The sequence below is a fragment of the Streptomyces niveus genome, assembly GCF_001723055.1.
Taxonomy (GTDB): Bacteria; Actinomycetota; Actinomycetes; order Streptomycetales; family Streptomycetaceae; genus Streptomyces; species Streptomyces niveus.
On sequence record NZ_MDCR01000388.1, the window covers coordinates 1 to 11,521 of the forward strand.

Consider the following 11,521-nt stretch of genomic DNA (forward strand, 5'->3'; position numbering starts at 1 on the left):
CCACACGTACCACCGCACCCCCGGCCGGTCCCCGGCCACCGTCCCCAGGCCTCCCCGGCCATCCGATCCCCGACAGCGAAGTCCCCGACAGCGACAGCTGGAGAGAGAAGCAGATGAAGAAGAACAGAGCCGCGACCGCTGCCGCGATATGCGGCGCGCTCCTGATCACCGGATGTTCGTCCGATTTCGGCAGTGACAGCAGCGCCGAACAGGACAGCTCCGGCAAGCAGGAGCTGACCGTGATGATCGGCTCCTCCGGCGACGCCGAGACGAACGCCGTCAAGGCCGCGGCCGCCGCCTGGGCCAAGAAGACCGGCAACACCGTGACCGTCACCCCGGCCCAGAACCTGGACCAGCAGCTCGGGCAGGCGCTGGCCGGAGGCAAGCCGCCGGACGTCTTCTACGTCGGCTCGGCCGTCTTCGCCAACTACGCCAAGGGCAACTCCCTGTACGCGTACGGTGACAAGCTCGCGGACAAGGAAGACTTCTCCGCCACGCTGCGCAGCTCCTTCAGCTACGACGACAAGTTCGTCTGCGCGCCCAAGGACAGCTCCACCCTCTCCCTCGCGATCAACACCACGATGTGGAAGGCCGCCGGTCTCACCGACGCCGACTACCCCAAGACGTGGGACGACCTGGCGAAGGTCGCCAAGAAGCTCACGACGGACAAGGTCAGCGGCCTCGTCGTCAACAGCTCGTACAACCAGCTCGGTCCCTTCCTCAAGCAGGCCGGCGGCTGGATCACCAACGCCGACCAGACCGAGATCACGGCCGACAGCCCCGAGAACGTCGAGGCGCTGACGTATGTGAAGAAGCTGCTGAACGACAAGGTGCTCAGCTACCCCAAGCAGGTCGACGCGGGCTGGGGCGGTGAAGCGCTCGGCGCCCAGAAGGCGGCCATGACCATCGAGGGCAACTGGCTGACCGGCGCGATGACGAACGACTTCCCGGACGTCGACTACACGGTCGTCCCGCTGCCCGCGGGCCCCAAGGGTGAGGGCACGCTCTCCTTCAGCACCTGCTGGGGCGTCGCGAACAAGAGCAGCCACCACGAGGCGGCCGTCTCGCTCGTCGAGGCGTTCACCACCGCCGAGCAGCAGGTCGAGTTCGCCGACGCGTACGGCGTGATGCCCTCGCGCACCAGCGCACTGGCGACGTACGAGAAGCAGCACCCGCAGGACAAGGCTTTCGTGGACGGCTCCGCCTACGCCCAGGGCCCCGTCACCCTGCCCGGCTTCACCAAGGTGCTCGAACAGTTCGACACCGACCTGGCCGGTCTGGCGACCGGAGACCCCAAGAAGATCCTCGGCGACCTTCAGACCAACGGTGAGCAGGTCCTGAAGAGCAACGGCTGACGGACCCGGCCCCACCGTGTACGACACCCGCCGGGGCATCCGGCCCCGGCGGGTGCCTGAGGAGAGAGAAACACCATGAGTCAGTACGGCAGCGGCAGTGGCTCTGTCGCGGCGCCGCCGGCCCCGCCCGGAGGCGGCGGCACCGGGGGCACCGGACGGCGCGCCCGTCGCGGGTCCGCGTCCGGCATCAAGGGCCGGCAGGGAATGTGGGGCTGGCTCTTCGTCAGCCCGATGGTGCTGGTCCTCGGACTGTTCCTGCTGCTGCCCATCGGGATGGCCCTGTGGGTCAGCCTGCTGAACTGGAACGGACAGTCCAACCCCTTCACCGGCGCAGCCGACTTCGTCGGAGTGGACAACTACTCCAACGTCCTGACCAACGACGGCCTCGACCGCACGCTGTTCATGACCTCGGTCCGCAACAACCTCTACTTCGTCCTGCTGGTCGTCCCGCTCCAGACGATCCTCGCCCTCGCGCTCGCCGTGGCCGTCAACAGCCGCCGGATCAAGGGCAAGAGCATCTTCCGGACGATCTTCTACTTCCCCTCGGTGACCAGCTCCATCGCCATCTCCACCGTCTTCCTCTTCCTGTTCCAGGGCAGCGGCGCCGTCAACGCGCTGCTGAAGTGGGTCGGCATCACCGGACCGAAGTGGTTCACCGACGCCAACGGACTGGTGTGGACGCTGCTCGGCGGCCTCGGCATCGTCGACCCCGACAAACCGGCGGCGGCCCTCGCGTCGAACGGCTTCCTCGGACTGTCCTGGTGGGACTGGCTGTCCGGCCCCTCCATCGCGATGTGCACCATCATCGTGCTGGTCGTGTGGACATCGTCCGGCACCTACATGCTGATCTTCCTCGCCGCGCTCCAGGACGTACCCGCCGAGCTGGAGGAGGCCGCCCTCCTGGACGGCGCCAGCCGCTGGCAGTCGTTCCGCAACGTCACCATCCCCGCGCTGCGCCCGGTGATCTTCCTCGTGGTCACGCTAGGACTGATCGGCAGCTGGCAGATCTTCGACGCCGTCTACGTCATGAGCCAGGGCGCGCCCGGCAACACCACCCTCACCCCCGCCTTCCTCTCCTACACCGCGGGATTCCAGGACTCCGAATACGGCCGCGCCGCGGCCATCGCCTTCATCCTGCTGGCGATCATCATGGTGATGACCTTGATCCAGCGCGTAGTGCTGCGCGACCGCGACAAGCCGGTCCGTACGGGCAGGCGCTTCGGGGCCATTCGCCGGAGGGCTTCATGAGTACGGTACCCACGACCCCCTCGGCGCGGAAGACCCCGACCGCCCGGCGGCCACGGACTCCCGCACACACCCCCACCAGCACTCCCGCCGGGCCGCGCGTCCCGGGCGGCACCGGCCGCCGGGTCCTGCTGGTCGTCCTGTATCTGCTGCTCACCGGCATCGGGCTGCTGTATCTGCTGCCGTTCGCCATCCAGATCGTGACGTCGTTCAAGACCGACCCCGACGCGGCGGCCAATCCGCTGTCCCTGATACCGAACCCGTTCTCGCTGGACTCCTACCGGCGGCTGTTCGGACTCGGCGGCACCGGGGACGCGGTGCCGTTCAGCACCTGGCTGGGCAATTCCGTCCTCGTCACCCTGTTCATCACCGCGGGGCGGGTCTTCTTCGACTCGCTGGCCGGCTACGCGCTGGCCCGCCTCGACTTCCGCGGGCGCAACCTGCTCTTCAGCGGGCTGCTGACCGTGATGTCGGTGCCCGGTGTGGTGCTGCTGATCCCGAAGTTCCTCGTCCTCAACCAGCTGGGCATCTTCGACACGTACGCCGCCATGATCGTCCCCCTGCTCGTCGACGCGGCCGGCGTGTTCATCATGCGGCAGTTCTTCCTCTCCGTCCCCAAGGAGGTGGAGGAGGCGGCCAGGATCGACGGCGCCAGCATCTTCCGCACCTTCTGGTCGGTGGTGCTGCCGATGGCCAAGCCCGCCCTGATCACCCTCACGATCCTCTCGTTCCAGGGATCGTGGAACGAGTTCACGCACTTCCTGGTCGCGACCCAGTCGCCGCAGTACCAGACGCTGACGACGGGCCTGGCGTCCTTCGTCTCGGGGAGCCTGAGCAGCGGGACGCAGTATCCGCTCAAGCTGACGGCCGCCCTGCTGGCGACCCTTCCCGTGGCGGTGCTGTTCTTCGTCTTCCAGCGCCACTTCGTACGGAGCGCGAACTCGGGCGCGGTCAAGGAATAGGTCAAACTTCCCCGAGAACCTGCGGCCGGCTGAGACGGCTGGTCAGAATGTGGCATGGTCATCCGCCGTCTCAGCTACCTGCTCGACCGGGAGCCGGACACCGGCAGCGTCCGCCTCCAGCCGCTTCGGCCGCCGGGGCGGACGGCTGCGGAGAGTTCACGGGCCGAGGGCGAGGCCGCGCACGATCTGCTCGCGCAGGTCGAGCAGGTCATCGCCCTCACCCACCGGGGGACCTCGCACGGAGTTCTCAGCTGCAGCCGGCTCCCGGCCGGCGGCAGTCTCCTGTGCAACGGCCGTACGGACCATGAACACCCCGGCGCGCCACGGCAGTTCATCGACGTCGTACACCTCCCGGCGGGCGCCGCCGGATTCGACCGGGTGTGGCCCATCGACACCTGGCGCTCCCGGTCCTGGGACGCCCCGACGCAGGCCGACGGGGACCAACTGCCCGCGCCGGAAGGGCACTTCGACCGCCCGCTGCTCGTCCGGTTCGCCCGCGAACAGGCCACGCGCGTCGCGCCGTTCCTCGCCGACGTACGGCGCCTGTGGGCCGACCCCGCGGGACGGCAGATCGTCGTCGCCGAACAGGACCCCGGGACGGTCGCCCACTGGATCGCGCTCGCCTGCGCCTCGCTCCCCGACCACCTCGCCAGGGAGCTGACGTTCGTCACCCGCGCCGACGAACCGCACGACGCGCCGCAGCAGATCGTCGGGATCGGCCCCGACGCGGCGTTCGACCGGCACGACCCGCTGCTCGTCCAGCATCTCTACCGCGTCCACGACGCCCTCGGCGGCCCCGGCAGCCCCGTCCTCCCCGACCCCTGGGCCGAGTTGACGGCCGCGCTGTGGCAGGCGGGCACCCCGCCGGTCCCTCTCGCCCCCGCCGCTTCCTCGTCCGGTACGACGCGGGTCGCCGACCCGTTCGACCTCGCGGCGCTCGTCCCCGCGCTCCTGCGGCTGGGCACGGAGCCGGGGGAGCGGCTGACCACCCTGCACAGCGACTCGCTGCGCACCGTCGTCGCCACCCTCGCGTCGGCCGCCCGGGACCAGACCCAAGGCGCCCCGGCCGTCGAGGAGTTGACCCGCGTCTGCCAGGAGCTGGCCAAGCACTGCTCCGAGCACGTCACCGACCCGCTGGCACTGGCACTCGCGAAACGGCGGCTCGCCGCCGCGCTCGACCAGGACACCAAGCTCCGCCACGACCCGCTCGTCGGACTGCCCCTCGGCGAGGCGGCCCGGCGCGCGCTGCGGGCCGAGTTCGGCTCCCACTTCGACGAGGGGCTCGGGCGCCGGCTGCGCGGCCCCGTCGCCACCTGGGCCGGACCCCTGCATCTCGCGCTCGTCCTGCACGGCCACCAGGGCGCAGGCGTCCAGGACGCGGTGGACAAGCTGGTGCGCGCCCTGCTCCACCCGTACGGCCCCGAGAGCGCCGACGCCGTCGCCGTACTGAACGGCGTCGGCCACCAAGGGCTGAACCGGCTCGTCCTGGAGAAACTCGCCGTCAAGGCCACCGGCCGGCGCAGCGACCTCCTGAAGGACCTGCTGATGTCACCCCAGGGCGACTGGGTACGGTCCCATCTCAAGGCCGCCCCGCCCTCCGTCGCGCTGGTCGACCTGGCCGTACGGTGGAGCGGACCGCCCCACCGCCTGCGCGGGATCGAGCTGTTCACGAAACTCGCCGAACCGGCCGCCCCCGGCGCGGGCGCGTCGGGCGCCGGTGATCCCGCGACACTCCAGACCCTGTGGTGGCTCGTCTGGGGATCCGGCCAGCCGGAGCGGACGCACTTTCCCCACCTCGTCCGCCTCTGCGGCGCGGAGGCGATCCTCGCCGCCGATCTCGGCACCCGGTTCCTGCCGTGGCTCACCTCGCCCGGACGGTTCGACCGTGAGCTGGTCGACTTCGCCCACGCGGTCCACCGCCGGGCCGGACTGGGCGGACGGGAGCGGGCCACCGCCGAACTCCTCGTCCTCGCCGACGACTTCGCGCGCACCGGCGGCGCGCCCAGGGACGTCGTGGACCGGGTCGGCGAGCTGCGCCGCGCCGCGAGGCCGGCGGACGAGGTGTGGGACGGCGTCCAGCAGCTGCTCGCCCGCGGCTTCGCCGGCCTCACTCCGCTCGACCTCTACCAGTCGGGCGCGCTGTCGTACCTCGCCAACGCCGAACCGGCGTTGCAGCGGCACTACCGGCACGCCGTCCAGGCCGAGTACGCCGACGACGCCCAGGTGAGCCGCATGGCCGCCCGGCCCGACGCCGTCGCCGATCTCTTCTTCGTCTGGCGCCGGGATCTGACGACCTCCTCCCGTGAATGGCACACCAACGTCGAGGAGCTGCTGCGCGGGACCCTCGGTGTGGTGCTGCGCCGGATGAACGAGGAACAGCGTGGCGCCGTCGCCAACCAGCTGCTGAAACGGTCGCAGAGCTGGCTCCAGACCTGGCTGCGCTGGACGAACGAGACGACGACCGGGGGCGGCGACACCCTGATCCCCGGCGCCCCCGCCACGTACACACCGGGCCACGGGCAGCCGCAGCCCGCCCCGCACGTCCCCGGGCAGCCACCACCGCCGAAACCCGGCGAGCTGCCTCCGATCCCTCAGCGGTACCCGCCCGGATACTCGCCGTCGCACCCGCCGCCGCCGTATCCGAAGCACTGACCGAAGGGGACGGATATCCCTGCTCAACCCACCTACCGACGGGGCACCAACTAGGCTTTCCACCACGGCTTTTCAGCAGTACCGCACCGCATCACACAGGCAGAACCAGGCGTGCGCGAACGGGACGCCTCGGGGGAGAGGACCAGCGTGACCATCATTCTCGACGTGCCCGGCGGCAGTATGGCCAGCCGCCCGGCCCACTTCATCTGGATGCTCGACTGCTCGGGCTCCATGGGGGTGAACGGCAAGATCGGCGAGTTGAACTTCGCCATCCGTGAGGCCATTCCGGAGATGCAGCAGGCCGCCCAGTCCAACCCGGCCGCCTCCCTGCTCGTCCGGGCCATCTCCTTCGCCAGCGGCGCGAGTTGGCACATCCAGGAGCCCACCCCGGTGGACCGCTTCACCTGGGACGACGTACACACCTACGGCGCCACCGACATGGGCGCCGCCTTCCGGATGGCCGCCGCCGCGCTCCAGACCCCGCCGATGCCGCAGCGCGCGCTGCCGCCCGTCCTGGCCCTGGTCTCCGACGGCCAGCCGACCGACGACTGGCGCTCGGGACTGCGCGCCATCGACGACACCCCGTGGGGCAAGCGCGCGGTGCGGGTCGCCGTCGCGATCGGCGACGACGCCGACAAGAGCATGCTCAAGGAGTTCCTGGGCAACCCCGAACTCGAACCGCTGCTCGCCAAGAACCCCCGCCAACTGGCCGCCGCGATCCGCTGGATGTCCACCGCGGTGGTGAAGGAGGCGTCGGCGCCGAAGATCGAGGACGCCACACCCGCGAACGTCTCGCCCGTCGTGCCGCTGACCAAGGACGAGACCGACATCTGGTGAACGCCACCGGGACACCCACCGTGGCGTGGGAACTCCTCGACGGAGGAGTCAAAGGAGTCGCCAAGAAGTACAGCCAGGACCGCGGCACGGCGCTCACCACGGCGGACGGCCGCGCCGCCGTGCTGACCGTCGCCGACGGGCACGGATCGCGCGCCCACTTCCGCAGTGACCTCGGCGCGCGCTGGGCCGTGGAGGCCTTCACCTCCTGTGCCCGGGTGTACGCGCGTGAGGTCGTACGGCGCGGGGACGACGCGGCGAACTGGCCCCGGCTGCTCGCCGAGGCCCGCACCCTCCCGCAGCAGGTCGTGCACGCCTGGCGCCGCCGTGTCCTGACGCAGGAGGCCAACTCCCCGGCGCACGGCGGACACGGCACGCCCCACAGCGGTACGCCCGAGGCCGACCTCGCCGTCTACGGCAGTACTCTCGTCGGCGCCGTCCTCACCGAACGCCTGCTGATCTGCTGGCAGTTGGGAGACGGTGACATCGTCCTCGTCGACGAGGACGGCACCACCCACATGCCGTTCTACACCGGCCCCGACATGGGCGACGAGACGGAATCGCTCTGCGAGCCCGAGGCCTGGCGCAAGGCGCGGCTGCACTGGCAGCCACTCACCGGCGGCCCGCCACCGGGCGTGCTGCTCTCCACCGACGGACTCTCCAAGAGCTTCGCCGACCACGAGGGGTTCCTGGCCTTCGCCACCGGGGTGCGCGCGGGCGCCGCGTCGCACGGCGTCGCGGCCGTCCAGGCCCAGCTCCCCGACTGGCTGGGCCACGCGGCCAAGTACTCGGGGGACGACGCGACGCTGGCGGGCGCCTTCCCGGTGCCCGGCCCCGGCGCAGCCCGGCCCCAGCCCCACCCCCACATCGACACGCACTGAAGCAGAGAGGTACGGCATGGCGAACGGCATGCTCCTGGCCGGACAGACCCTGATCACCGAATCCGGCGACCGGGTCACGGTCGCCGAGCTCTTCGGCTCGGGCGGCCAGGGTGAGGTCTACCGGGTGCGGACACCGTACGGCGACCGGGCCGTGAAGTGGTACTACCCCCAACTGGCCGACGCCCGGCAGCGGCAGATCCTCGAAGGGCTCATCCACCACAACTGGAACGACGACCGGTTCCTGTGGCCGCAGACGGTCGTGATGGACCCGGACGCCACCTATCCGGGCTTCGGCTATCTGATGGACGTACGGCCCCAGCGCTACCATGACCTGCCCGCGCTGTTCCGCCGGGACGCGTCGGTCGCGGCGACCACGCTGCGTACGCTCGTCGCCGCCGCGCTCCACACCGTCGAGGCGTACTTCACCCTGCACTCCAAGGGCATCGCCTACCGCGACATCAACTGGGGCAACATCTTCTTCGACCCGGCCACCGGCGACGTGCTGGTGTGCGACAACGACAACGCCGTGGTGGAGGGCGAAGCCGCCGCCGTCGCAGGGACGATGGACTTCATGGCCCCCGAGCTGGTGCGCGGCGACAAGGGTGCGAGGCCCGGCATCCAGACCGACCTGCACTCGCTCGCCGTCCTGCTGTTTCTGCTGCTGATGAACCATCACCCGCTGGACGGGGCGCAGGCGTTGCAGATCCGGTGCATGGACGAGGCGGCCAAGCGCAGGATGTACGGCACCCACCCGCTGTTCATCTACGACCCCGCCGACCCCGCCAACAGGCCGGTGCCCGGCGAACACCCGACCGTCATCGCGACGTGGGGCGCGCTGCCGAAGATCCTGCGCGACCTGTTCGTCAAGACCTTCACGCAGGGGCTCGGCACGCCGTCGGCGCGGGTCCGTGAGTCGCAGTGGCGGGACGCGCTGAGCCGGGTGCTCGACGCGATCACGGTGTGCGTGTCCTGCGGCCGGCAGAACATGACCCAGCCCGAAGGGCCCGCGCCCGACTGCTGGAAGTGCGGCACCACCGTTCAGCTGCCCCCGAAGCTCGAAGTCGTCACGGGCCGGGGAGCACTGCGCACCCGCCGCGGCATCCGCCTCGACCCGAAGGCGCGCGTGTACGCACACCACCTGGTCGACGACCCGGAGCGGCACGACTTCACCGCCGTGGTGGGCGAGATGACCGAACACCCGCAGCAGCGCGGGCGGTTCGGCCTCACCAACCGTACAACGCGGGACTGGACGGTCCGCCGCGACGACGGCACGGTCCAGGAGGTCGGCCCCGGCCGCACCGTGGCTCTGCGCCCCGGACTGCTGCTGGAGTTCGGCGGCGGCACGGAGGCGGAGGTACACGCCTAGGCATCTCCCCGAACCGCCGCGCTCAGCCGCCGGAACCGGGGCGCCAGCGGGCCCACCACGGCCGCCCGCGCGGCGCCCCGCCGCTGCTCCACGGTGTCCACGGGAACGACAGCAGCGCCAGGGCGCGGCTGTTGCGGGGCGGCTGCGGCGGCGGTTCGGGTACGTGGGGCAGAGACGTCGTCGATGGGACCGTGGGGACGGACACCGCGTCCGGACGGGGGACCGCGCTCACCTCTATCCGGCACGGGCGGCCGGTCAGCGGGATCTCGACACGTCCCTCGGCCAGATAGCGGCTGCGCGCCACCCGCCGCTCCCGCCGCCGGCCCTCCTGCTCCCACACCACCAGGACCAGGACCGCGGGCTCCGGCCAGCGGAACCGTACCTCCGCCGTGCCCGGGGAGGTGCGCAGGGCCGTCAAGTCCTCCACCGGGCCCGGCCGTTCGACGAGCACGCTCGCACCGGCCACCGCCCGGTCGCCGAGCACACTGACCGCCGTCATCCGGACCCGCGACCGCACGTCGGGCACCACGCTCACCGGACCGTCACCCGCCGCCGACCGCGCGGCCGGGGTGCCTGACACATCGTCACCCGGCGCCATGGGCAGCCCCGGCCACTCCACCAGCCGGCCGTTCCCGCGCGCCGGAGGACGCCAGTCGACGGTCACGGTGCCGTCATCGAGACGCCGCACGGTCACGTCCTCCACCGGCGACGGCCACTCCACGGACGTCGCCGCGACCCGCAGACCCGGCGACCACACCAACTCCCCTCCGTCGCCCGGCAGATCGGGCACCGCCGGATAGCCGCAGGAGACCTCGTACAGATACGTCCCCGGCCCCAGCGGGCGGTCCACGAACCCCCGCGGCCCGGCAGGCACCGGAAGCCCGTCCACCGGCACCCCGTCCGTCGGCTGCTCCGGCACCACCCGGCGCGCCGTCGAGCGCACCGCCCGGAACCCCGTCGCCGCCGGATGCGCCCGCCACTCCAGCCGTACGCCGTCGGGCACCGCCACCGCGCGGACGTCCTCCACGTCCGGCACCAGCAGCACCACACCCGTGACACGCGGCACGCCCGCCAACTGCCCCCGGCGCAGCGGCAGTACGGCGTACCGCACCCGCCTCCCGATCGGCGCGCCCACGTCGAGCACCGAGAGCGAGCCCTCCGGAAGCGGGACCTCGACGGCCTGTTCCGGCGCGCCGTCCACGAAGCGCAGCACCCGGTACGACACCGGGCCGCCCAGCCGCGCGGTGTCACGCGGCAGCCGCGCCGCCGACCACGCCAGCGTGACGGCCCGCTGCGCGACGCCCGCCCGCACCGTGGCATCCGTGGGCGACGCCGCGTCCGGGGAGTGCGACGCGTCGGCGAGCAGCGTGGCGGCGCCCAGCAGGCCCGCCATCGCGTCGTCGTCGTCGGCCGCCCGCCGCACCGCCGCGAGCCAGGACACCGTCGCGGCACGCAGCTCTCCCAGCGTGCCGAGCCGCCGCGCCTCGGCCATCAGCCGGTCCACGGCCACCGCCCGCTCGTTCAGCCGGGCCAGAAAGTTCGCCAGTCCGTGATCGGTGGGGTGCGACGGCAGGAGATCGGCTGTCCGCAGCGCCTCACGCAGCCGCTCACCGGGCCAGATGTCGTTCAGCGACTCGGCCGCGTCACGCGCCGGGCCCCGGCCGGGAAAGCCCGCCGCGACGGCGGACGCCAGCGGCCCGGCCTCCGCGCTGTGCACACCGAGAGCCTCCGCCGCCCCGGCCGTCGGCCCCCCGGCCCGGTCCTTCAGCGCGCGGCACACCTGCCACAGCACGATGCGGCGCGGCCCCATCGGATCGTCGCGCACGACGGTCTCCATGGTGTCCATCAGCGCCGCCGCCGTACCGGCACGCGGATCGGAGGAGGTGCGCCACCGCTCGGCGGTCTCCCGGATGTGGCTCAGGTCCACCCGCGTCCACGCCCGACCCCGGGCGGGGAACCACAGGCCGTCCAGGATCCGGAACCCGTCGTCCGTCGCCGCTTTCGGCAGCGTCGCGAACACACTCGTCCCGGCCTCGACGGCCGGCCCCCGCAGCAGATCGGCGGCATGCCGGAACCCCAACCGGCCGATCACCGCGTCCAGTTCGGCGAAGCCGCGCATTCCGGGGAACTGCGGCAGCACGGGCAGCGGCAGCCCCGAGGGCGGCCCGTCCGTGCCGTCCTCGCTCGCGCCTTCCACCCGTTTGCCGGGCCGCCACCGCTCCACGC

Annotated in this window: 8 protein-coding genes; 7 read left to right on the forward strand and 1 reads right to left on the reverse strand. The window is 71.8% G+C overall.

Translation table 11 applies throughout. From position 1 onward, the window contains the following. The first annotated feature begins 113 nt into the window (after positions 1–113). The 7 genes from BHU15_RS34035 (at position 114) to BHU15_RS34065 (ending at position 9,295) form a co-directional block, all read left to right on the forward strand. On the forward strand, positions 114–1,355 hold the full coding sequence (locus tag BHU15_RS34035) for a sugar ABC transporter substrate-binding protein (RefSeq protein WP_069630651.1): 1,242 nt from the start codon (positions 114–116) through the stop codon (positions 1,353–1,355). A gap of 75 nt (positions 1,356–1,430) precedes the next feature. Beyond that, complete coding sequence (locus BHU15_RS34040; protein WP_167756165.1) at positions 1,431–2,603, forward strand: carbohydrate ABC transporter permease; 1,173 nt, start codon at positions 1,431–1,433, stop codon at positions 2,601–2,603. Next, complete coding sequence (locus tag BHU15_RS34045) at positions 2,600–3,562, forward strand: carbohydrate ABC transporter permease (protein WP_079128566.1); 963 nt, start codon at positions 2,600–2,602, stop codon at positions 3,560–3,562. Before BHU15_RS34040 ends, BHU15_RS34045 begins: the two co-directional genes overlap by 4 nt. Before the next feature lie 54 nt (positions 3,563–3,616). Further along, the gene (locus tag BHU15_RS34050) at positions 3,617–6,214 is read left to right on the forward strand and encodes a GTPase-associated protein 1-related protein (RefSeq protein ID WP_069630652.1); all 2,598 of its coding nucleotides are present in this window, start codon (positions 3,617–3,619) and stop codon (positions 6,212–6,214) included. Between the two features lie 180 nt (positions 6,215–6,394). Next, positions 6,395–7,051 (forward strand): vWA domain-containing protein, encoded by a 657-nt coding sequence (locus tag BHU15_RS34055; protein ID WP_031228810.1) that lies wholly within the window; start codon positions 6,395–6,397, stop codon positions 7,049–7,051. Next, entirely contained in the window at positions 7,048–7,929 is an 882-nt protein-coding gene (locus BHU15_RS34060; protein WP_069630653.1) for a PP2C family serine/threonine-protein phosphatase, read from the forward strand. The genes BHU15_RS34055 and BHU15_RS34060 overlap by 4 nt, the downstream gene beginning before the upstream one ends. 16 nt (positions 7,930–7,945) lie before the next feature. Beyond that, positions 7,946–9,295, forward strand: coding sequence for a protein kinase domain-containing protein (locus BHU15_RS34065; protein ID WP_069630654.1), 1,350 nt, complete (start codon positions 7,946–7,948; stop codon positions 9,293–9,295). A 22-nt stretch (positions 9,296–9,317) separates the two neighbouring features. On the opposite strand, the gene BHU15_RS40570 is transcribed toward BHU15_RS34065, so the two are convergent. Then, the coding region (locus BHU15_RS40570; protein ID WP_171908499.1) for a hypothetical protein at positions 9,318–11,521 on the reverse strand (2,204 nt) is incomplete at its 5' end.

Bases quoted from the DNA above. Each gene is read 5' to 3' on its own strand.
- BHU15_RS34055 (WP_031228810.1), top strand. From the start codon at position 6,395: ATGGCCAGCCGCCCGGCCCACTTCATCTGGATGCTCGACTGCTCGGGC.
- BHU15_RS34045 (WP_079128566.1), top strand. From the start codon at position 2,600: ATGAGTACGGTACCCACGACCCCCTCGGCGCGGAAGACCCCGACCGCC.
- BHU15_RS34040 (WP_167756165.1), top strand. From the start codon at position 1,431: ATGAGTCAGTACGGCAGCGGCAGTGGCTCTGTCGCGGCGCCGCCGGCC.
- BHU15_RS34035 (WP_069630651.1), top strand. From the start codon at position 114: ATGAAGAAGAACAGAGCCGCGACCGCTGCCGCGATATGCGGCGCGCTC.
- BHU15_RS34050 (WP_069630652.1), top strand. From the start codon at position 3,617: ATGGTCATCCGCCGTCTCAGCTACCTGCTCGACCGGGAGCCGGACACC.
- BHU15_RS34065 (WP_069630654.1), top strand. From the start codon at position 7,946: ATGGCGAACGGCATGCTCCTGGCCGGACAGACCCTGATCACCGAATCC.